This window comes from Microcoleus sp. B3-D7 (assembly GCF_036705305.1).
Classification (GTDB): Bacteria; Cyanobacteriota; Cyanobacteriia; order Cyanobacteriales; family Microcoleaceae; genus Microcoleus.
In genome coordinates, this window is sequence record NZ_JAUBUE010000042.1 from 1 (window position 1) to 23,159 (window position 23,159).

19 protein-coding genes are annotated in these 23,159 nt (G+C 44.7%); 10 read left to right on the forward strand and 9 right to left on the reverse strand.

The features are described 5' to 3' along the window. Positions 1-285: 285 nt before the first annotated feature. Positions 286-582, forward strand: coding sequence for a DUF4915 domain-containing protein (locus tag QUB25_RS22990; RefSeq protein ID WP_333186576.1), 297 nt, complete (start codon positions 286-288; stop codon positions 580-582). An 86-nt stretch (positions 583-668) separates the two neighbouring features. Here QUB25_RS22990 and QUB25_RS22995 read toward each other — a convergent pair whose 3' ends face one another. Genes QUB25_RS22995 through QUB25_RS23005 form a run of 3 tightly spaced genes read right to left on the reverse strand, consistent with a single transcriptional unit; the run spans position 669 to position 2,304 of the window. Continuing rightward, positions 669-1,307, reverse strand: a complete 639-nt coding sequence (locus tag QUB25_RS22995) for a pentapeptide repeat-containing protein (RefSeq protein ID WP_333186468.1) — start codon at positions 1,305-1,307, stop codon at positions 669-671. Positions 1,308-1,358: 51 nt separating this feature from the next. Further along, a complete protein-coding gene (locus QUB25_RS23000; protein ID WP_333186471.1) occupies positions 1,359-1,892 on the reverse strand; it encodes a transposase in 534 nt (177 codons plus the stop codon). A 52-nt stretch (positions 1,893-1,944) separates the two neighbouring features. Next, entirely contained in the window at positions 1,945-2,304 is a 360-nt protein-coding gene (locus QUB25_RS23005; RefSeq protein WP_333186474.1) for an IS630 transposase-related protein, read from the reverse strand. A 76-nt stretch (positions 2,305-2,380) separates the two neighbouring features. Here QUB25_RS23005 and QUB25_RS23010 point away from each other — a divergent pair, with 76 nt between their 5' ends. Next, on the forward strand, positions 2,381-2,926 hold the full coding sequence (locus tag QUB25_RS23010) for a dual specificity protein phosphatase family protein (RefSeq protein ID WP_333186476.1): 546 nt from the start codon (positions 2,381-2,383) through the stop codon (positions 2,924-2,926). A 516-nt stretch (positions 2,927-3,442) separates the two neighbouring features. After that, positions 3,443-4,411, forward strand: coding sequence for an IS66 family transposase (tnpC, locus tag QUB25_RS23015; RefSeq protein WP_333186479.1), 969 nt, complete (start codon positions 3,443-3,445; stop codon positions 4,409-4,411). Positions 4,412-4,641: 230 nt separating this feature from the next. Here tnpC and blaOXA read toward each other — a convergent pair whose 3' ends face one another. From blaOXA to rnhA, 5 genes are all read right to left on the reverse strand, one after another. Next, positions 4,642-5,514 carry a class D beta-lactamase gene (blaOXA, locus tag QUB25_RS23020; RefSeq protein WP_333186482.1) on the reverse strand — a complete coding sequence of 291 codons (873 nt, stop codon included), beginning with the start codon at positions 5,512-5,514 and terminating at the stop codon, positions 4,642-4,644. 145 nt (positions 5,515-5,659) lie between these two features. Beyond that, a complete protein-coding gene (locus QUB25_RS23025; protein WP_333186485.1) occupies positions 5,660-6,073 on the reverse strand; it encodes an MAPEG family protein in 414 nt (137 codons plus the stop codon). A gap of 175 nt (positions 6,074-6,248) precedes the next feature. Next, positions 6,249-6,713, reverse strand: a complete 465-nt coding sequence (locus tag QUB25_RS23030; RefSeq protein ID WP_333186488.1) for a DUF3037 domain-containing protein — start codon at positions 6,711-6,713, stop codon at positions 6,249-6,251. Then, positions 6,691-7,479 carry a HipA family kinase gene (locus QUB25_RS23035; RefSeq protein WP_333186491.1) on the reverse strand — a complete coding sequence of 263 codons (789 nt, stop codon included), beginning with the start codon at positions 7,477-7,479 and terminating at the stop codon, positions 6,691-6,693. The genes QUB25_RS23030 and QUB25_RS23035 overlap by 23 nt, the downstream gene beginning before the upstream one ends. A 246-nt stretch (positions 7,480-7,725) precedes the next feature. Beyond that, positions 7,726-8,631 (reverse strand): ribonuclease HI, encoded by a 906-nt coding sequence (rnhA, locus tag QUB25_RS23040; protein WP_333186494.1) that lies wholly within the window; start codon positions 8,629-8,631, stop codon positions 7,726-7,728. 81 nt (positions 8,632-8,712) lie between these two features. Here rnhA and QUB25_RS23045 point away from each other — a divergent pair, with 81 nt between their 5' ends. Then, positions 8,713-13,623 carry a CHAT domain-containing protein gene (locus QUB25_RS23045; RefSeq protein WP_333186498.1) on the forward strand — a complete coding sequence of 1,637 codons (4,911 nt, stop codon included), beginning with the start codon at positions 8,713-8,715 and terminating at the stop codon, positions 13,621-13,623. A 17-nt stretch (positions 13,624-13,640) separates the two neighbouring features. After that, positions 13,641-13,868, forward strand: coding sequence for a hypothetical protein (locus QUB25_RS23050; protein WP_333186500.1), 228 nt, complete (start codon positions 13,641-13,643; stop codon positions 13,866-13,868). A 731-nt stretch (positions 13,869-14,599) separates the two neighbouring features. Here QUB25_RS23050 and QUB25_RS23055 read toward each other — a convergent pair. Continuing rightward, complete coding sequence (locus QUB25_RS23055) at positions 14,600-15,847, reverse strand: hypothetical protein (protein WP_333186501.1); 1,248 nt, start codon at positions 15,845-15,847, stop codon at positions 14,600-14,602. 582 nt (positions 15,848-16,429) lie between these two features. Here QUB25_RS23055 and QUB25_RS23060 point away from each other — a divergent pair. From QUB25_RS23060 to QUB25_RS23080, 5 genes are all read left to right on the forward strand, one after another. Beyond that, positions 16,430-17,338 (forward strand): tetratricopeptide repeat protein, encoded by a 909-nt coding sequence (locus tag QUB25_RS23060; RefSeq protein ID WP_333074708.1) that lies wholly within the window; start codon positions 16,430-16,432, stop codon positions 17,336-17,338. Between the two features lie 370 nt (positions 17,339-17,708). After that, the gene (locus QUB25_RS23065) at positions 17,709-17,885 is read left to right on the forward strand and encodes a hypothetical protein (RefSeq protein WP_333186504.1); all 177 of its coding nucleotides are present in this window, start codon (positions 17,709-17,711) and stop codon (positions 17,883-17,885) included. Between the two features lie 65 nt (positions 17,886-17,950). Continuing rightward, on the forward strand, positions 17,951-18,451 hold the full coding sequence (locus QUB25_RS23070; RefSeq protein ID WP_333186507.1) for a hypothetical protein: 501 nt from the start codon (positions 17,951-17,953) through the stop codon (positions 18,449-18,451). Between the two features lie 32 nt (positions 18,452-18,483). Next, a complete protein-coding gene (locus QUB25_RS23075) occupies positions 18,484-19,530 on the forward strand; it encodes an AAA-like domain-containing protein (RefSeq protein WP_333186510.1) in 1,047 nt (348 codons plus the stop codon). Continuing rightward, entirely contained in the window at positions 19,527-23,033 is a 3,507-nt protein-coding gene (locus QUB25_RS23080; protein ID WP_333186512.1) for an AAA-like domain-containing protein, read from the forward strand. Before QUB25_RS23075 ends, QUB25_RS23080 begins: the two co-directional genes overlap by 4 nt. Positions 23,034-23,159 lie beyond the last annotated feature (126 nt).

Below are 23,159 nucleotides of genomic sequence, written 5' to 3' on the forward strand. Positions count from 1 at the left end.
AGTCATTGCTTCTTTGACGGGATGGCAATTCATTTTAGATGCCTTATCTGTAGCAGAACTTTAGGAAATTGGTATAAGCCGTTTAGCCTCTTGTGGGTTTTTAGTGATGTATTCTAGTAGCGAACTCATACTCAGCCCCGAAAAAAAGCTATTTTACCATTTCTCCCTACTCTTTATTTTATTTTTAGGAGATGTATTTTACTTTTTACACAAGTCTATCACATCTTTAAAAAAATGATATTAGACACAGGAAAATTTGAGGCAATTACGTTTTGTCCGGGATAGATCCGAGGACTAGCTTTTTGGCAACAGTGGGCAATTGTTGGACTCTCGAAACCTCGTGGATGTGACAACATTTTTAGCGGTTTAGAATTGGATGAGTTGTTGCTCGTCAAGGATGCTGAGGCTCGCTGTGGTATGATGGTGATTGATTTGACGAATGGGGCGATCGTTCACTGGTTGCGGTTTGAAAGAATTGTCACAAAACTCTATGATTTACAAGTGATTCCTCAAGTACAAAAGCCGATGGCGTTGGGTTTTAAAACGGATGAAATTGCTCAATTAATTACTTTGGAACTTTAACGGCAGATGGTGGCGGATTAACGCAGATAAGTGTTGACAGGATGTACGCAGAGGGTGTGAGAGAAAGTATTTAAGCGGGATTGGTCTTACTCAAAAATCGCCCCTTCTAAGCTTGTTTCTCTTAAGTCTGTTCTCGCTAAATTAGCACCTCTTAAATCGGTACCTCTTAAGCAAACATTGCTTAAATCTGCATAACTCAAATCAGCACCTTTGAGATTAGCATCAGATAAATTGGTTCCTGATAAATTCGCCCTCACAAGTTGCGATTTACTCAAATTGCTGCCACTCAAATTGGCTGCTGGGATCTGTGCTGCCATTAAGTTTGCTTTGCTTAAATTAGTGCCGCTGAGGTTAGCTAAATTTAATTTAGCATAACTCAAATCAATTTTTGCCAAGCAAAGTTCGCTCAATTGCGCGCATCGCAAGTTAGCATTAATAAAAAACCTGTCTCCAACCGCATAACGGCGCAGCAATTCGTCAACTTCCAGCCGAATTAAAATGGGTTCGCAAGTATTTTGGTAGCACCACGATGTCTCCAGCAAACGGGCGGCTGCTTCAATTGCTACCTTGTCGCATTTAGAGAGCACCAAACTATTGCACCCATCCCACTCACCGTTGAGCATGAATGCCATCTCAGAAGCTGCTGCACTTGAGTCGCATAACAAAACAGTTTCTGGTTTGGGTTGCAGCCAGTTCATTAAACCGATCGAGCTGTTGTTTTTCACTGTAGATTCAGGATTTGTGCGTCTTTCTTAATTATACAGCGGATTCCACGTTTATGAAGTACAGTAGCAGCAGTTTGTAAACCAGTTTTTGAAGTGCTTAGTATTCACCAAATCAAGCGCAGTAGCCAGTAAAACATCAACCATCTTAGTAGTGGTCGGCGAGAACTGACGTAAAAAAGCTTTCAGTTGTGACCACCATAATTCTATCGGATTAAAGTCCGGAGAATAGGGTGATAAATTGAGGACAGTGGCGCCAGCAGATTCAATCAAGGGTTCAATCGCCGCCAGCTTATGGGCTGGGAGATTATCCATAACAACTACTGCACCTTTCCATAAATTGGGTACTAAAAAATGTTCAATGAAAACGGAAAATGCCTTGCCATTTATCGACCCATCTAGGGTCATTATTCCTACTACTTTTTTTAAACTTATTGCTCCGACAACTGTGGTTTTTGCACCCCGATAAAATGGTTTTAAGTCGTAGACTCTACTACCACATCTTGAACGTGCATGGGTTCGTGTTAAACCCAATAAAACGCCCATTTTATCCAAAAAAACGAGGTTGTCAGGGTCAATATTTTTCACTTTCTCCCAATATTCACACCTCAATTTTTGCACTCTTTCAGTGGCAGACTGGCTACTGCGTATAGTTTTTTTTTCGGGTCAAATTTTGTTTTTTTAGTTCGCGACACATCATGCTAGGGCTGATAGCTTCCTTGTAGTTCATAAGCCAATATTCACAGTATTCTGACAACGTGCTATCCGGATATTTTTCTACCATCTGGGTCAATTCAGTTGTGCGCGAGTGTAACACGCTTTTAAGGCTTCCACCCTGTTTTCTGGGTTGAACATGACCAGTCGTTTGTTTTTGTTTTAAAATTTTTTGAACAAACCCTTTACTCACATCAAATCTGGTGGCTACTTTCCTAATTGATGTATCACCTTGTTCATAACTTTTAACTATTTTCTCACGAAATTCGCTCGAATAAGGTTTCATTTTTTTCGCTTATGTACTCAATACAGTGTATCATATATACATGGAATCTGCTGTAGGTAAAAATATTGAAAACACTATGCACAAATTCGCTGCGGCTTCAGAGAATGAATTAATTGTGTTTGGTGCAGCCAGACCAGGATACCGCGATGCAGAAATTGCTCGGTGGATTGAATTTATGCAGCGGCATAATATCAAGCAAGTTTGCTGCTTGCTTGCTCAGACGCAACTCATCCGCTACAGTGACTTACTGGGAACATATAGGAAAATATTTGGGTGCGATCGAGTTTGCTGGGCGCCGATCGCAGATTTTGAATTGGTCGATCGCGATATTTTAATCGATCAAATATTGCCGTTCTTGGAATCGGCAGATAGCAAAGGCGAACGGGTGGTAGTTCACTGTTCTGGGGGGATCGGACGTACAGGACAGGTTTTGGCTGCTTGGTTGGTCAGCAGGCGGAGATTGTCTAACAAACAGGCGATCGCAGCAGTAAGAAAAACTGGCAGGAATCCCTATGAAGCAGCGATCGTAGCTTGTTTGAAAGGTCGAAACCCCTGGCTAGTCGTTGAAGAACTTAATGCTCTCTTAGATGATTGTCGCCTTACTGCGAAGAATGATACATAGCACTATACCAACTATATATATAGCAATCCTCCCATCATTTGTGAGTTTCTTAGTAATTGCTCAACCCCCTTGACAAGAAGACAAGATAGACATTAGATAAAGGAATGGAAAAACTCCCCGACCTAAAACAGCTATCGAACGAGGCAAAAGAAGCCTTGATAGTAGAGCTATGGGAGAAAATCAAAAAACTAACCGGAGCGTTAGCAACCACAGACCAACCAAAACTAGGTCCATCTCCCAAAAAAACTAGCAAAAATTCCAGCACTCCACCGTCCTCATGATTCAAGCCAAACATTCAGCCATCGAAAATTGAGGGGATAAAAAGACAAAGAAGCCGAGGAAGAGCAGGAGGGGGAAGACAGCTACATCCTGAGCCCGACCAAACAATCATCGCCCAACTCAAAAACTGCCCCCAGTGTGGAGAGAAAGTCACCACTGCTGCCCAAAAATTGCAATCCGTCTACGAAAAAATCGAACTACCCCTAATTCGCCCCATTGTCACCCGAATAGAACGTTATGGTGGTCAGTGTGCCTGCTGTCAGACCGAATATGTTGCACCTGTACCATTGGGAATGGAACCAGGTACACCGTTTGGCAGTTCAATTCAAAGCTCGCGTCACATATCTTCGTTACACTCATGCCATCAGCTACGAACGGCTGTCGTCGATATTTGGCTCCGTCTTTGGACTAAAGATATCAGAAGGAGCAATCGCAAACCTGTTGGCAAAAGTCAAAACCAGTTTAGACGACCAAGTAAGTCAAATACTACAACGGTTGCGGCGGGCAAAATTAATTTGTTCAGATGAAACGAGTGCGGGAGTTAAGGGACAGAATCAGTGGGAGTGGGTGTTTCAGAACCAGGATGTTTGCTTACACGTTATTCGCCCCAGTCGAGCCAGTGGAGTAATTAACGAAGTTCTAGGAGAACATCGTCCCGATATCTGGGTGTCTGATTTATTTAGCGATCAAAAAAATCACCCAGCACCACAATGGCAAGTGTGTTTGGCTCATCAATTGCGGGATTGCCAATATGCGATTGATGTTGGGGACAGGATTTTTGCCCCAGGGATGAAGAGGTTATTATTAAGGGCTTTTATCATCCATCGACGACGAGAAAAAATGGACGATACGAGGCTGAAGCGATATCGAGAAAATTTACAGGAAAGATTAACCAGGATTTTAAATTTAGAGCTAGAACATAAGGATGGTATCCGGTTACGAAAATGCTATGGTGGGCTGATTAACAATTTATTTCTATTTTTGGAAGATGCGACAATTCCGCCCACGAATAATCAGAGTGAACAGGCGATTCGGATGAGCGTGATATTTCGTCGTGTTACCAATGGCTTCCGTTCGGAATGGGGCCGAGATTTGTTTGCTGCCGTTCGTTCAGTTGTCAATACTGGGAAGCGACAGGGTTTAGCTGCTTATCAATCCATTCAACAAGCTCTCTCTATTGATGGCTCCCTTTTTTCCCCGAGTTGAGCAATTACGTTTCTTACTCCCTCCCCTTGGTAAGGGGAGGGTTGGGGTGGAGTAAAAAGTTTACGACTCCTGCAAGGATTGCTATATGTGCCAATTGCGTAAGTCCTAAAAGATTTAAAAGACTCGGCTTCCTACGATCGAACTCAGGCATCGAATAAATGGCTGTTTTGGCTGCCACCGTTAGCCTAACCGCTAGCGTTTTTGCCAATATAAGAGAACAAATAACGCAGTTACAGCAGCGCAAGATCCTTGAAGCAACGGCGGGTTAACTCGATTCTTGCAGGTGCGTCATTATTGTTGCGGATGTCAATGTTTGTAGCAAAAAAGTAAACATTTTTATTCTTCTCTAAATAACCTACATACCAGCCAATTTGAGGCTTTGTTTGTTCTCCAAAGCTGGCCCAGCCTGTTTTTGCCCTAATTGTGTAATCGGGAGTTTGTTCAACAATTATGATGTCTTTCACCAAAGACAGCGATCGCTCGGAGAAGGGTAAGTCATTTTTGTACAGACGGCGGAGAAATTGAATTTGCTCGTTGGGTGTGATTCGCAGTTCTCCCTCTAACCAGAATTTGTCAATATCGTCTTTGTTACCGATTTTTTGGTTGCCATAACCGACTTTAGCTACCCATTTTTGCATTTGTTCGTGTCCGAGTCGGCGGGCGAGAACTTGGTAAAACCAAACGGCGGAAAGTTTTATGGCTTCTCTCATATTCAAGTCTCGATTCCATGCGGGAATTTGCCTTTGAATTCCATCCCAAGTTAGAACGGCAAGCTCATCTGAAATTACCCCTGTTTCTAAGGAAATCAGAGAGTTGAGAATCTTAAATGTAGATGCAGGTAAAAAAGCTGTGGCGTTACGCTGCGGGTTGTGTTGATAAAGCCGATCGCTATTCAAGTCGTAAATTGCGATCGATCCTTCCACTCCTAGTTCTTGAAAGTGCCGTCTAAAATTCATTGTCTCCGCAACATCTCCTCCGCGAGGCGGAGATTCTTGCGCTGGAGGTGGCACGGTTAAGGCTGATTGCGGTGGCTGAAGTAAAACAAAAGTAATGCAGCCTAATACAATTAAAATAACAGCGATCGCACGATATATTCGGTTCATAAACTTCGATAATTTAGCCAAATCACAGGCAGTAATGTCACAGGGGCGATCGACTTGTAAGGTGCGTCTGACTTACGCTGTGTAAGAAACAATTAAGATTTGCCCCTGACGCACCCTACTATATATGTGCCGCGTAATTTCTCACCTACAAAACTGCCATAATAGTTAACGCGACCAAACAGCTTAACTGAATTACTAAGCTGAACAACCGAAACTTTGGATCGAGGCCAGCGATGTGAATCGCTGAATGTACCAGCCGAAATACAATGTACACAACAATCAGCAAATCTACTGCTGTTCCTGAAACACCCCTAACTGTTAGAAGAAAAACAACTCCCAAATACAAAGGCAGGTTTTCTATCAAGTTGGATTGTACTCGAAATAGTCGCCAAAGCAAGCTGTCGTCGTTTTGTGTGCCGAAATCTTTTACTGAGCCACCCGCAGATAGATGCCGAATCCTCACTGCTAGCAACAAGATAACGACCGCGATCGTCCACAGGATGAAAATTGCTAAACCCCAGAGAGGGAAAGTCATATTGGTCTGTTCAATTTGCATCATCTTTCTACCTTGCGAAACTGCTGCTAACACTTTAGAAAAGTTATCGGTCAAGACTCTTGTTCTGGCGTTCTCATTTTTAGCTAAAACAGCTTGAGGATGCTTCTATTCTGGCTGTTTTCCGAAATGGATAGATCGCTCACCAAGCTCAAAGCAGCATCTCACCGACAAGCTGACGCTAACTAGAGTGCGATCGCATCTCGTGAGTGTCAATTCCAGCCGCTAGCAACCGAGCGTTTACAGATGGTTTTCGGCAAGACGATCGCACCATTGTATCGAGCAAGTGTTCGATCGCACCCGGTAGATTCTGGCAAAAACCAGTGTGTACCCGCGATGTCTGAACGATCGTACTGCGGGGTGCTACGAGCCAGTGAAAGCGATCTCTGTGGGGAAGTTGACCGATCGCGCCAGATTCCTTGCCGCCTGCACAAATGATGGGAATGACTGCTAGGTGATTGCGAATCATTTCCAAATCCAACGTTGAGTCGATCGCCATCAAGCGCTGTTCATCAATTTCGATACGGGCTTCGAGGAATTTTTTCGTACCGCAGGAAACGATCGCCCCCACGTTGATAAACTCCTCGCGCTCGACTTTGGGAACGACGCGGATAATGGCATAATCATAAAGAAATCGATCGGGCACTAATCGCTTCCTCCAAAAAAATATGTGGTGATTCTAGCCGATTTAGCAGGTACTCGATATAAGCATTCCGCTGTTGGTTGCTATCGCTGAAAGGAGAATCTCCCACCAGCCAAGTATCAGGAATTAGTTTAACAATGTTGCGAATGATGTCCGGGGTTAGCGTTTGAGTCATCTTTGAATTTGCCGCTTCCAGCGTACTGGCAAAACGCAGTAGAACGTGGTCTTTGATTGGCGGAAAACGATCGCGGCTGCGCGAGAGATAATCTTTCCAGGTGTGGTGGAAGTAGAGGGCTGCACCGTGATCGATCAGCCAAAGCCGGCGGTGCCATACCAGCATATTTGCATTGCGCGGCGTGCGATCGATGTTGGTCACAAAAGCATCGAACCAGACGATTTCTGAGGCCAAATCCGCCTCAGACTTCCCCGCTATCGGGTCAAAAGTGATCGAGCCCGGGAGATAGTCGAGGGCGAGGTTGAGACCAGCACTTGCTCGGATCAAGTCTTGAATTTCCGGGTCAGGCTCAGTGCGAGCCAGCTCGGGATCGAGTTCAACAAAGACGAGTTCGGGGACTGGGAGCCCGGAGGCGCGAGCAATCTCTCCCGCCACTAGCTCCGCGATCAGAGATTTGGCTCCCTGACCCGCACCGCGAAATTTGAGCACGTACAAACCATCATCATCTGCTTCGACGATCGCGGGTAGCGACCCGCCCTCGCGTAAGGGAGTGACATATCTGGTAGCAGTGACTGTTCGCAAGGTGATACTCATGCTATTTTAGATTTTCTATTTGAGATTTTAGATGCAAAATCACTGATTTTATGAGGGTTTGGAGTACGGGCTGACAGACAGTTGGATTCTTTCTTTTAACTGGGACTGATGTTAAGTAGTCTGTTTACTAAACTGATGACTAAAAGGACACAACATTGTTGTGTCCCTACGGAATTTTGCCAAATCTTGCTTTGAGACAGTCATTAGTCATCAGTTATTAATCAACTAATAACTCATGACTAACCACTAATCAGTTGTACTAACGTGGTCGATTCTCTCTAATTGCCAGAGAATTTGGTTGCCTTCGCGCCGCACCCGCGAAACTACCCAATTCCGCCAAACCCAGTTGTCTCCACGACTGGTGACAGCGCTGGCATTGACATCCATCAAATCAGCCAGTTCAGAACTGGTAATCAAGTAGCCTTTCGTCGCAACCTCGTCGGCGATGTGCAACGTTTCGATCAGATTGCGGAGGTCTTGAACCCTCACCTCGCGGGGCAAGTTCTCCAGGGTATCGGCAGTTGAATCCATCATGGTAGAGTTGGAGATCGGAAGGTCAGAAGTTATGACATAGGATTCTATCGTTTTGTTACCAGTTGCGTCCGTTTCTTCCGAAACAATTGTGTTTTCCAAGTGTAGGGGCGGTGCCCCCGTGCCCGCCCCGGCCTCGTCTCCCGTTGGTTTCTGCTGTTGCAGTTCGGGAGTGAGATTGTGCGAGAAGCTGCGGGCGATTTCATCGCATCTGTCGTTGTAGAAGTCGCCGGAGTGACCGCGGACGTGTTCCCACTTGATGTGCCGGGAATTCAGCTTGTCTAGCCGGTGCCAAAGGTCTTGGTTGACAACATCTTTGCCCGTTGAGGTTTTCCAGCCTTTATTTTTCCAGCCTTGAATCCATTTAGTGATGCCGTTTTTAACGTATTCGCTGTCGGTGTAAACGGTGACGGGTTCGGTTTGACCGGAATTGGCAAAAAATTCCAGCGCAGCGACGGCCGCCTGCATTTCCATGCGGTTGTTAGTAGTTTGGGGGTCTCCACCCCCGAGCTCGTGACAGTTGCCGTCGGCGAAGCAAACTACTGCACCCCAGCCACCTGGGCCTGGGTTGCCGGAACAAGCGCCGTCGGTGTAGAGGCTTTTGATTTTGGGAGTTGTCATCAGCGAATTAATTTGTTATTTAGAGGTAACTTGTTTGCAAGTGCGATAATTAAGGCAATTGAGATAGTTTTACTTGCTGCTATGAAAAATGCCAACTTAAAGATTAAAAAGGTTGCGCTATTTATTTGTCCGTTTTCTTTGTTAATTTTTAATACTTTCGCGCAAGCACAGCCCATAGTGCCTGCGGCTGACGGTACGGGTACTGTTGTCACCCCCAGCGGCAACCGCTATGATATCAACGGCGGCAGTTTGTCGGGAGACGGCGCCAATCTTTTTCACAGTTTTGGGCAGTTTGGCTTGAATGAGGGTCAAATTGCTAATTTTCTGACTAATTCGGCTATTCAAAATATATTAGCTCGAATTGCTGGCGGGGACGCTTCGCTAATTAACGGTTTAATTACTGTCACGGGGGGCAATTCTAATCTTTTTCTAATTAATCCTGCGGGGATTGTGTTTGGCCCGAACGCGAGTTTGAATGTGCCGGCCGCTTTTACTGCAACTACTGCGAATGGTGTCGGTTTTGGTTCAAATTTGTTTAATGCTGCGGGTACAAATAATTTTAGCGCCTTGGTGGGTACGCCAAATGCTTTTTATCTTAGTGCGGGTGTACCGGGAAGTATTGTTAATGCTGGCAATTTAGCGGTGACTCCGGGGCAAAATTTGGCTTTGCTTGGCGGTACGGTTGTTAGTACCGGGCAGTTGTCGGCCCCGGGCGGGCAAATTACTGTTGCTGCTGTTGGGGGCGGAAATGTTCTCCGCATTAGTCAACCGGGGCATTTGTTGAGTTTGGAAATAGCAACTGGCGGAAATTTTGGTAATTCTCCACAGACTTTGAATCCTGTTTCTTTGCCGCAGTTGCTGACAGGTACTGGGCAAAATCAGGCGGCGGGTGTTGCGGTTGCGGATGACGGTTCTGTGCGGCTTGTGGGTTCTGGTTTGCAGGTGAATTCTGGCGATGTGGCGATTGCTGCTAATGTGTCTGGGCTGCCGCAGTTGAATGCGGGAAGTGCGAATTTATCGGCTGCGGAAAATCTCACGTTAGCAGGCGCTAGGCTGCAAACTACGGGGGATTTGAGTTTGCTGGGTGGGGATGCGGTGCGGGTAAGGGACAGCGCCCAGAATCCTTTTTTGGCGCAGGCTGGGGGGAATTTATACATTCAGGGATCTCGCACTATTGATATTCTCACTCAAAATGCGATCGGCGGCTTATCTCTTCCCCCGCAATTCCAAAGCGGCGGCAACTTGAGTTTGGTTAGCAACGGCATTATTTCGGGGGATTCCCACTTTGTTTCTGGTGGCAATTTCTCTGTGCGGAATTTGTCAGGAATGCCGGGAAATTTCGTGAGTTTATTTGACCCGATTATCAGTTCGGAAGGAGATGTTTTCTTTGGTGATTATACCGGAGTTTCGCTGAAAGTCGAGGCGAAGGGGAGCATTGTTGGTGAGGAAATTACAATTACTGGCCCCGATATTGCGTTGGGTAGGGAAAATGTGAGTGGCGATCCAGATATTGCTATTTTAACCAGCAGTCCGGCCTTAATTCTGCGGGCGGGAGTGCAAAATCTGGCAAATTCTCCTAATGTTCCTAATTCTCCTACGGATACTCCGGGTGATAATGAACAACCTAATCCTTTAGGTGACGATGCAATATTTACTCCTGCGTCTATTTTGTCGAATAATTTGATTTATGTTGAAAATATTTCGGCTGGCGGGCCGGTGATTTTGTCAGCGCCGGGAAGTATCGCAACTAGAGATATTAATGGCGGTCAAATTAGTCTCGAAAGCAGGGAAGCAGGAGTGATTGTTGGGGGCAGATTAACGTCTAGTTCGACAATTAATATTCAAGCTAATGACAATATTATATTGACAAGTGACATTTCTCGTGCTGATATCAACGGCAGTATTAGTCTGAATACTGTTCGGGGTAATATAGTAACAGGGTCGATCGATACTGGGACTTCGGGGGCGATCGAACTCAGAGCTTTTGGCAATGTGAATTTTGGGACTTTGCAGGGCTCTAATGTTGATATTACCAGTAACTCCGGGGCCTTGGGGGTTTTGACTGATGCCAATATCATTGTGCCTAATACTACACCTGTCAATATTACAGCAACTGAGAATATCAATTTGACAGCTTTTAGGGACTTAACGGTCGGCAATCTCACCGCTGCGACTGTCAATGCTAGCAGCAGTACGGGGAGTGTCGCTACGGGGGCGATCGCTACTTCTGGAGATGTCAGAATTGTAGCAGGACAGCAAATCAATACAGGGATAATAACTGTTAATCCTGTCGCCACAAATCCAGTTAATCCCATTATCCCTACAGTCAATCTGGATGCCCTAACTAATATTAGCGTTGATTCCATCAATGCTCCGGCGGCTAGGATTGCTTTGAGAGCAACCAGCAACTTAAATGCACAGAGTTTGCTGGGGGCTTCAGTCGATATCAATAGCGATCGGGGAAATATTGCGATCGGTAATACTACATCTATTGGGAATATTAATATAAGAGGTTCAGGAAATGTAAAGGTAGGGGATTTGCTGGGAACAAAAGTTAATGTAAATAGCACTTCGGGAATTATTGAGAGTGGACGCGCCACAGCAACAGAAAATACTGTCAATTTAATAGCGCCGCTTGATGTGAATTCAGGAGATTTACGGGGAGTTGGAGTTAATGTAACTAGCAATACGGGAAGTATTAATATTGGCAATACCGACGCCACAACAGGAAATGTAAGTTTGACAACTTCTGGCAATGTAAATTCAAGAAATTTGCGGGGAGTTGGAGTTAATGTAACTAGCAATACGGGAAGTATTGATATTGGCAATACAGACGCTACAACAGGAAATGTCAATTTAATAGCGCCGCTCGATGTGAATTCACGAGATTTGCAGGGAGTTGCAGTTGATGTCACTAGCAGCAGGGGAACTGTTAGCACTGGCAATATAGATGCTTCAGGAATAGTGAGGATTTTAGCCGGAAACGAAATCAGAATTGAGCGAATAAATGTTAATTCGATTGGGTTCGAGCGAACTCCGACAGTCACTCTTAATGCCCAAAATGATATCAGTGTTTCATCCATAAATGCTCCGGGCGGTAACGTTAATATAGAAACTCCCAATTTTGTTCGAGTAACTGATACTTTCAACAACCAAAACGGCACTCCAGTTAGCATCTCGACTGTTAGGGGCGATCGGGCCGGATCGGTTGCGATCCGCCACGGCGGCGGCGATAGGAACCCGCCGATACCTTTTGTGGAAGGAGATGCGAGAATTAACGGTAGTGCTGCGCCGATCGATGGCGCTGTCAATATTATTCCGCCAACTCCAACTCCAACCCCAACTCCAACTCCAACTCCAACTCCAACTCCAACTCCAACTCCAACTCCAACCCCAACTCCAACCCCAACTCCAACTCCAACCCCAACTCCAACTCCTTCACCAAATCCAACCCCAACTCCTTCACCAAATCCAACCCCAACTCCTTCACCAAATCCAACTCCTTCACCAAATCCAACTCCTTCACCATCGCCAACGGATAGATTCCCATTAGATAGAGGGAGAGCACTTTTTCCAGATCGCAACCAACCCTTTAGTCGCGAACAGCGGCAGAACCAAAACAGAATATCGCGAGATATAGGAAAACCCGGAGAAAGGATGCCGCCCGAAAGAATGCACTCTCCCAGAGAACTGAGAAATTTCATCAATTCAAATATCAGAGATTCAGTTATTCAGTCAGCATTTCGCGGCGATATCGGCCGGAATTTGGAAACCGGCAAAATATCGGAAGCTTTGTCTCTGCTGGACAAATCTTTCAGCCAAGAATTCGGAGAATATTTAGGCATCAACATCAGCGACGAGTTGGTATCCCCAGAGGAAATTAAAAAAAAGTTAGCATCCGTGGGTGCACAAACCGGCACAAAACCCAGCTTAATTTATCTGTTCTCGCAGCGGGAAAAATTAAACTTAGTGTTAATAAATTCTTGCGGTGAAGCGGTGCACAAAAGCGTGCCGTCAGCGAACCGGGAAGAACTGCTGAAAGTTGTAAATGAGTTCAGAGGTGAGATTACCAAACCGGGGGTGCGGGCTACTACGAGTTATCTACCATCTTCGCAACAGCTTTATAAGTGGATGATTGCGCCTTTAGAGGACAGTTTGAAAAACTGCGAAACGGATACTATTTCCTTTGTTGTCGATCGAGGTTTGAGAGGTATGCCCTTTGCTGCTTTGCACGACGGACAGCAATTTTTGGTGGAAAAGTACAATCTCAGCCTGATGCCCAGCATTAATTTAACAGATACTCGCTACGTCGATCTCAGAAATTCTCAAGTTTTAGCAATGGGGGCCTCGGAATTTTCCGAGTTGAATCCTTTGCCAGCAGTTCCTGCTGAAATAGCTGCTATTTCTAGAGAGTGGCCGGGAGTTAGTTTTCTAAATGAGGGTTTCACTTTGGATAATTTGAAGCGACAGCATCAAAGCCGACCTTTTGGGGTTATTCACTTAGCTACTCATGGCGAATTTCGACCTGGAACACCAAATAATTCTTTTATTCAGTTGTGGAATAGTCGGCTGCGACTGGATCAATTGCGGGATTTGAGATTGAATGATCCGCAGGTGAATATGTTAGTTTTAAGTGCTTGTCGGACTGCGGTGGGAGATGCACAAGCGGAGTTGGGTTTTGGGGGGTTGGCGCTGCAAGCGGGAGTGCAAACGGCTTTGGGAAGTTTATGGTACGTGAGTGATGAAGGTACTTTGGGATTGATGAGTGAGTTTTACCAGCAGTTGAAGACGGCGCGAATTAAGGGGGCGGCGCTGCGACAAGCGCAAATTGCGATGTTGCGGGGAGATGTGCGTTTGGAGGGCGGCAGATTGCGGGGTTTGAGTCGGGGTGAGGGGGTGGAGTTGCCGGCTTCGCTGCAAGGGTTTGCGGATTTGAAGTTGTCGCATCCTTATTATTGGTCGGCTTTTGTGATGATTGGGAGTCCTTGGTGATTGGTGATTAGTGATTAGTGATTTGTTATTGGTTGGATATCAATGATATTTCGGGAAAAGTCGATCGCCCGCAAGCCAGTAAGTTCCCAGTGCGATCGCCCTTTTCACTATTTTTGATGCTGAGTCCACCACCACACGATCGCTTGACGGGGCGAGAATGCCTCTTCAGGGCAGGGCTGTTTCATTCTCTTGTAGGGGCAGCCCCTATGTCTCAAACGCCTGTGAAGTCGTCTGTGGGGAGGTAGACATTCTTGGCACTACAAGAGTCAAAATCCCGATTTTCCTGAGAATGAAACAGCCCTGCCCCAGAAGGGAGTCGCTGTAATGGATAGAGGATTTTCAAGTTCTGAACGAGTTAAAGCATTACTTAAAAAATAAAATTTATATTGTATGTTGAAAATTAAAAATAATTCTAGTCTCAATATCAAGGAAAATGGAACTTATGAAGTTTGGAAAGGTGAACGAGCAGTCCAAGTAAGATTGGTGACTTTTTCATATTTATAGATCGGGACATAATTTAGATTTGTGACCAATTTACCTGAATCAGGAAACCTGGGATATAGTAAGGAAGAAATCCGATAATTTCATCAAAGACGATGGCAAATTGAGTTGCTATGAATATTTCTGAAAAAGCACTTAAAGTTGTCTCGTTTAATCACTAATCATATCAACGGATTCGGATACCAATCTATGCTTATTTGATTTATTACTTGCTTTTTCAATTAGTGGATGTTCCATCTGTCTGTAATCGGTGATAAGCTGCTAGATGAATTACGCTATTTACAGATTTTTATGTATAAAAAATTAGCTCTTTCACTGGTTTAAGGAACTCATTTTTAATGATTAAAATCAGCGGTTTACAAGATTAGCTTATCTATTTTTTTGCTCCGATCAAGGGGTCGTCAACACTTCGGGTAAAAATGCAATATTAAAAGTTTTTTAACCTTTAATATTGCATTTTTACTTTCACTATTTTTTATTGCTCGATCGGCTTAGGCTTCTTAATCGGCTTAGGAAGAGGTTCCTTCGGGACAGGCGGTGGTGCTGCTGCTGCGGACTTGATGTTAGGACGGCCTACAGGAGCACCTTCACCGCGGGGCTTAGGAGTAAACGGACGCTTCCCTCCTCCTTTGAAACCACCGGGCGGCTTGCTGCCCGGGGGGAATTTCCGCTTTTTAATCGGCAGGGCGCCAATATTATTGGCTTGCTCAATCATCAGACTGTCAGCTTTCAATTTGACGTGGAAATCCCAAAAAAACCCGATCGCTTTTGTTGCTAAATCTCCCTTGAGTTTCAGTTTAAAAAACTTCATCTTGTCGTCATTCTTGCGGGGAGCTTGCTTGATTTTGACGATGACATACTTTTCTTCGTCTTGGGATTGGTAAATCACCTCACCTCTAATCGAAAAATAGCCATCTTCAACATCAGGTTCCGAGGGAGGCAAAGATGCGGTCGATGCTTCGCCACTAGCCTCAATCTCCGCTGCTTCCTGATTTTCCTCATCAGAGGACGGTTCGGGAGGTTTCTTGAGCGTTTCCGGCTCCCAAACTCCCATAATCTGGGCGTGCAAGTTCCCGTCTTCTTGCCTGGTGCGGGGATAGACCACCCACAGGTGTTCTTGTTCCAGATCCAGGTGATTTTTGACTAAACTCATGACTCTACCCAGCAAAACTGCGTCAATCGCAGTTCCGTCAGCAGCTATCAGCATACCCCGGGTGAATTGCTCTTCAGATTGCGTGTAGCGGCCCCGCACCAAACCAACAGCTCGGTACTGTCGGGGTTCGCTGGGGGGGGGAATGGGATGTTGGCGCATGACGGAGGGTATGTCCTCATCGGCCGGACTTTCGTTAGCGGGTGGCTCGGCGTTTGCGGGCGGTGCGACTGCTAGGGCTGGAGTATCGCTGACAGGTGCCGAAGACGCTGCTGGCGCCGGGGGTGCAGGAGCATTGCTGGGCTGGTCTTGTGGCTTTGTTTTGTCCTTGTCGAGGGCAGAACTGTAGCGTGGTCGTTGCAGCTTATCCTTGGACGCTGGGGCGTCTGTTGGCGTTGCCGGTTGATTTTGGTCAACAGGTGCAGCCGACGCCGAAGGTACCGAACTTTCGTCTGGTGTCTCAGGAATGGAATCTGTATCTGTAGGCGGATTGACGGCCTGTTCGCTTGGCTGAGCCTTGCGAGTAGAAGTAGATTTGGACGATTTGGAAGACCGGTTGGGAGAGGGGTTCATAAAAACTCCTTGCAGCGGAGACACATCCCTTAAGGGAAATTAGGAATAAACTGAAGAAACTGCTTTAAAAACTACTAGCACCAGACTTGGGGCTTGCGCCCGGAGGTCTGGTTGTGACCCGTCAACGCCAACTTTCAACGCTACGAGTGCCGATCGGTGAGCTGGCTGCTAAAATCCTTGCGAGCAAGGACTTTGGGAGTTGCTGACCGCTCGATCCTGCGATCGCGCCGAGTTGGAGTTGCTGGCTAATAGCATTTAGGATATTCAGCTTGCCTATTTTACTTAATCCAATTACCTAACGGCCTGATCCGCCATATTTTCGGTAATTTTTAGCTTGACCAGACTAAATTGGACAGACACCGCAGTCCTTGGGGCTGGGGGTCTGAGTGTCCAAAATTGTTTAGCTAGCATGGAGTTGTGGGTCTGTTACCATATTAGCTGCAAGTAAAAGGCTGCTTTGTCCGTTGGGACTTTGAAGTTAAGAACTTTTATGGTTGCATGGATCTAGTTAAATGGCAGACGCCCCCGGGCGATGCGTTAATTCTTAGAAAATAGTAGATTTTAAGCTGGGATAGTTGAATTATGGAAAAAGCAAATAAGCGTCGTGGGTTGATTACTGTGGTGGTGGTGCTGTCGCTCATCGCTTTTTTGGGATTTTCTTTGGTTCCCATTTTGGACAGTATTCTCAAGGCCAGCCAAGCCCAAAGTACGTCAACTCCAACACCTACTCAGACGGCGCAGTCAGGCGAGAAGCAATCAGAGTTGCTGCAAGCTCAGGCTAGGGGATACGAATTGGTTTTGCAGCGGGAACCTGACAACGTAACGGCTTTGCGGGGATTGTTGCAGGTGCGGCTGGAGTTGATCGGGCAAGGAGTGGGGGACATTAAAGATGCGATCGCTCCTTTGGAAAAGTTGGCTTCGCTGAATCCTGAGACTACTGAATACGGAATTTTGCTGGCTCAGGCTAAGGAACGCACGGGCGATCGCGAAGGCGCTGCTCAAGCTTACAGGTCAATTTTAGCGTCTAAGCCTGGGGAAATTAAGGCTTTGCAGGGGTTGGTGAATTTGCTGCTGGTGCAGCAGCGGCCGGAAGCTGCGATCGGACTGCTGCAAGATACGCTGAAGGCTGCTCCGGCTGCCAATCTGGCGAAACCGGAAAGTGTTGATGTAACTTCAGTGCAGTTGATTTTAGGACAGGTTTATGCTGTGCAGAAGCGCTACGAGGAAGCGATCGCAATTTACGACGAATCTGCTAAGGCTAATCCCAAAGATTTTCGCCCCACTTTAGGAAAGGCGATCGTGCTGAAGGAACAGGGCAAAACAGATGAGTCAAAAACGCTGTTCGATCGAGCTACTGAGTTAGCTCCTCCTAACTATAAAGACCAAATTAATCAGTTAGCTAGTGGCACTCCTTCGCCTTCTCCTGCGGCTACGACGACTCCCGAACCGGCTGCTTCTCCTAGTCCAGAAGGTGCGCTACCGAAACCTTAAGGAAAGTTTTAAGTGAAAGAGTGTTGAGTTGTCAGTGAAAAATTATTAAGTTAAAAACTTAATAATTTAAACTCAAAATTACTCGCTTTCTTCTTGATTACGCAGGACTTAGGAAAAGAAACCCGGTTTCTACGAGAAATCTTGGTTGAGCGACGACATATACCGGTCGAAACCGGGTTTCTAAGCTCTAGCGCCCAGCGTCCTGTTACCGATTACCAATTACTAATTACCAATTATGTAAGACCTCGGAGGGAATTATGACTACTAGCATTACAGGCAGTTATCAAAATCAAACCATGCTGTGGCTGCGCTGGTGGGACGAGGAAGGTAATTTCCTGTTGATTGCGATGAAAGAACTCAATTAGACAGATTGCCAGGGGCACAACAGCGGGAAAGATCCGAGAGTGCAGAACACGCACGACAAGCTTACTTTCAGGCAATAAGGGATGCAATTCCCCGGTTGTTGGGAATGGGTTTGAGTGTGGAAAAGGTGGCGGAGGCGTTAAGTTTATCTGGGGAGGAAGTTAGCCAGAATTCTCAAGAATGACATCTGGCAATTTTATTTGATTTATGAATGAGACTTTTATTGAATATCACAGGAGTTAAGCTCAAATGCCACCAAGCCGAAAGTTAGCTGAAATAGAAAAACAATTAGAGTTGCTATATGAAACTCTTAATAGTGCGAAAAAGCGCCTTGCCATGACTGACGACATCTTTGCCAAAACTGCGATAAAGCAAAGAATCCGGGAAGAACTTATACCCGAAATTCGCCAGGGTGAGGCTGAGTATTGGGATCTTCTGGCTCAAGAAGCAGGCTTCTGTACAGTAGAAGAAGTCGATGCACACAATGCCATCGTCGAAGTTGTCGGAGAAGTTGAACATATTGAGAACCAACCCGTGACCAAGTATCCCGATGAACTGATGCGATTGTTGCGAGAAATTAGAGACAAGCTAAACGAACCCGGAACACCTGCTGCTGCTAAAGTAAAGTTTGCTGTACCTCTGATTCCTGGAATTCTAGCTTATGAGGTGGAACTGGATACGGAAAATTCTTTAAGAAAAGTTTGGCAGCCGATTCAACGAGTCTTTAGGGATACTCCTGAAAAAAAGTAGGTAGCCCCGATATAGATGGCCCGTATCGGGGTTTGTCCGCATTTCAAGGGGCTGTAGTTCCAGAACTAGAATCACCAACAGGGCAAGTGGCTCTAGATTCTGCCTTTTATGTTGCTCATCTTCGCATCGAATCTGACTGCTATAAAGAAATTGTGAAAGCAGGGGCATTAATCCGAGTTAAAGCCCCACGCCAAATGGGCAAAACCTCGTTAATGGCACGAATACTCCACTGTGGAACCGAGCAAGGCTATCAAGCAGTGTTGATTGATTTTCGACAAGCCGATGGAAATGTGTTTGCTAACCTAGATCCGTTCTTGCGGTGGTTCTGTGCCAACGTGGGACGGAGGCTGAAACTATCCAACAAGTTAGCAGATTACTGGGATGACATTTTTGGCAGCAAGGAGAACTGCACGGCTTATTTCGAGGAGTATCTTCTGCCCCAAATCAAGCACCCTCTGGTTTTGGGATTGGATGAACTGGATTGGATTTTCTCACATCCACCGATCGCTAATGACTTTTTGCCCTTGCTGCGATCTTGGCACGAGCGTGGCAAGAATGAGGCAATTTGGAAAAAACTGCGGTTGGTCATTGTGCATCAAGATGTTTATACTTTGAACGCCAATCAGTCGCCGTTTAATGTAGGTTTACCTATTGAATTACCACAGCTAAATAAGTCACAGATTCAAGATTTAGTAGGGCGACACGGACTCAAGTGGACGAGCAAGCAAGTCGAGAAACTGATGGCGATGGTGGGCGGGCATCCTTATCTAGTACGGATGGCTTTATATAGAATTGCACGGCGTGAGATGACACTGGAACAACTCTTGCAAATTGCTCCTACCGAAGAAGGTTTGTACAGCGATCATCTGCGTCGTCATTTGTTGAATTTGGAGGAAAATCAAGAACTGCTGGCTGCTATGAAGCGAGTAGTGGCAGAGAACTCCCCAGTACGGATAGATACACGACAAGCATCTAAGTTACTCCCTATGGGGCTAGTTAAAATGAAAGGTAATGATGTCCTGCCTCTGTATGAATTGTATCGCCAGTATTTTTGCGATCGCTTGAGGATTAATCCATGAATCCAGTACCTCAACCAGCTTATGAATACCAAGTCGGAGGCAATTTACCTGCTGATTCTCCCACTTATGTCAGGCGACAGGCAGATCGAAACTTGTACCAAGCGTTGAAGGCGGGAGAATTCTGTTATGTCTTGAATTCACGGCAGATGGGTAAATCTAGCCTGCGGGTGCAAACGATGCGATCGCTGCAAGCCGACGGAATTGCCTGTGCTGCGATTGACTTGACGGGTATTGGCAGCCAAAACGGTACACCAGACATGTGGTATGCAGGTTTAGTTCGGAGTTTAGTAAGTAGTTTTGAGCTTTCAGAAAAGTTTGAGCTGCGAAAATGGTGGCGAGATCGCGACCATCTCACCGCTGTGGATCGATTGAGTGAGTTTATAGAAGAAGTGCTGCTGGTCAATATTTCTAAACCCATCGTGATTTTTGTGGATGAAATCGATAGCGTTCGTAGCCTGAGTTTTCCAACTGACGATTTTTTTGCTTTAATCCGATACTGCTATAACCAGCGTGCCGATCGACCACAATACAAGCGTATTACCTTCACGCTATTGGGGGTGGCTACTCCCTCAGATTTGATTAAAGACAAAAAGCGCACACCGTTTAATGTTGGTCGAGAGATTGAACTCAACGGCTTTGAGGCAGATGAAGCCGAGCCATTAGCCCAAGGATTGGTGGGAAAAGTCAGCAATCCAAAAGAAGTATTGAAAGAAGTATTGAAATGGACTGGTGGACAACCGTTTCTTACTCAAAAAATTTGTAAAATAATTCGGCTTAGCCATGAGGTATTGAATATTGAAAAATTGGTGCGATCGCGCATTATCAAAAATTGGGAATCACAAGATGAGCCAGAGCATTTGAGGACAATACGCGATCGCCTTTTGACAAATGAGCAGCGTGCTGGTTATTTGCTGGGCCTATATCAACAAATCTTGTGCCAGCAAAAAGGGATTCTAACTGATGATAGTCCAGACCACATGGAACTCCGGCTGACAGGGTTGGTAGTCAAGCGACAGGGTAGATTAGAAGTTTACAACCGAATTTACAGGCAAGTTTTCAGTCAGGGATGGGTTAGCAATGAATTAGCGTATCTCCGCCCAGATTTTTACAAAAAAGCTATACAAGATTGGCTGGCATCGAACTGTCAGAGTGATTCATGCTTGTTACGGGGGCAGGCGCTACAAGATGCCCAAAAATGGGCAGCAGGCAAAAATTTGAGTAGTGAAGACAGTCGGTTTTTAACTGCGAGTTTAGATATTGAGAGGCGAGAATTTGCCGAAGCTCTCAAGCCACATAATTTTAAATTTAAATATGGAGAAGCATCCTCAATTTTTGATTTAATTGATTTATTTGATAAATATCCTGATGAAGCAACAGATTACTTATTTAGCGGGTATGTAGAACGCTGGCTGGTAGCACGTTTAGGAAAGACAAATTTAGCAAACGTGTCTCGTAAAATTGTCAATTTATATGAGGGCGAAAAGCGTAGAGGTTTAGAGATGTTTGTGCGGGTTATGTGTGAAGATATAGGACACGATCCATCTCCAAAAATTGTTATCTTACCAAATGAATTAGACCTTGGTGATATACCACTTGGCTATCACCAAACATATCCATTGAAAATTATCAATAAAGGGCGGGGATTTGCTTGGGGAAATGTAAATATTGAGGGGAATAGTCGAGGTGTGAGCGTACCAGAAAAATTCGATTCTTCTACTGGCAAATTAGATATTGAATTGAATACACTAGAGGTAGAACCTGGCAATTACTATTGTTATATAGTGTTTCGCCTAGAAGGCGTTGAGGAACCCTGCAAAATTCCTGTCCACTATGAGGTAAAAGAACTTCCTGTCAATATAGAACCAAGGAAACTAGACTTGGGAGTCATTGCAGATGGCATACATTCCATTCCTACCTTATTGAAAATTACCACTGGTGGGGGAATACTTAAGGGAAATGCTTCAACTGATATGGCTCAACTTGAACTAACACCGAACAGCTTTGAAAGTTCATCCTTAGAATTAACCTTGACCTTAAATACAACTACTCTAGAAGCTGGTCACTACCATGCTCAAATATTACTAACAACAAATACAGGAGAGTTTCAAATACCTGTTTCCTTTAGGAAACCCATAAACTGGGGAACCCTTGTCTGGTTTACGGTTAGGAATGGTATTCCTACAGGATTATGTCTTTATTGTATTCGCTTAATTTTGGGCCAATTTTTATCAGTAGGTTTAGGTGATAATTGGATTTTGTCATACCCGCTTGAAGTCAGTAGATCTTCTGTTTTACAAGTAGTTTCCCCTTTGAGCCTAATGGGGATACCCGAAGTTCAGTTAGTCTGTTCGATATTTGGGTGCCTAATGATTTTGGGTACTCTTTTAGCTTTGAAATTTCTCTTGCAAGAGCATCTTAACCCTTTTCAAGAACAATTAAGATTGATCGTAGAATTTTTGTTACAGCCCCTAAATAAATTAAAAGAAAATTATAGCAATAGTAATCAAAGAAATAATCAATTTTCCTATAGTTATCAACCTTACCAGACAATAAACCGCAGAAGAGTTTTGAAATTTTTTGTATTCATAAAAGTGGTTGTCGCATTATTACTGATTTGGGTGTTCATAGGAGTTACCCTAAATTTTTTGCTCAACATCTTGGCATGGTGGGGAGCTAGTTTTATTGTACTTGGAGATCTAGCTGCATATTCACTAACATTAATTAATATCAAGCAACCAGAAATTGCTTGGTTGCTCTTAGGTGGACTCACAGGTGCGTCTTTCGGAATAATTCAAGGTCTAAAAACTATCAAACAATATTCCGATCTATCTAAGGTATATAAAATTATCATCACCCTAGCTGCAATACTTGCCTTGACATCATATTTGACATGGGAGCTGACACCCAACACAGAATTTTTTCCTAAAGTTTTACTTAGAGAAGATTTTAAATCTCCATCAACCTGGAAAATTCCACCCTCCGCAAAGATAAAAAATGGGGGACTATTTCATCAAACGAGTGAAGATGAAATAAATCGTCGCAGCTTATCCATATGGGATATTAAAGAAAATAAAATTGCTAACTTTGATTTTTCTGCTGATGCCAAAAAAGTCAAGGGTTCTGATAACTTAGAATTTGGAATAATAGCTCGATATAACTCTCAGAATCAACCTCGAATAGTGGACAATTATTATTATTTGCTAATTAAAGGCAATGGAAACTTTGCGCTGGGAAAATTATCATCAACTAACAAGTGGGAACATAAACTTGGCTGGAAGTATTCTACCACAATCAAACAAGGTAACAATTTGAATCGATTGAGGATTGTATGCGATGGGAAAAGGGTGATTGGATGGATTAATAATCAAAGAGTTGGGATGTTTGAAGATGACTCTTACAAATCAGGAAAAATTGGAGTCATTTCAACCAGAAGCGAGAAAAATGCGATCGCGGTATACTTCGATAATGTGATTGTGAAAGTTAAGGCTGAATCGACGAACTAGAACTTTGATGAGAAAAGGTGCGCTCGCCCTTTAATGAGTTTCTTGATTAAGTTCTCCAGTTGGCTAACAGTTAATCTGATTTGGGATTTTTTACTGTATTAGGATACTAAACAATAAAATAAGGTG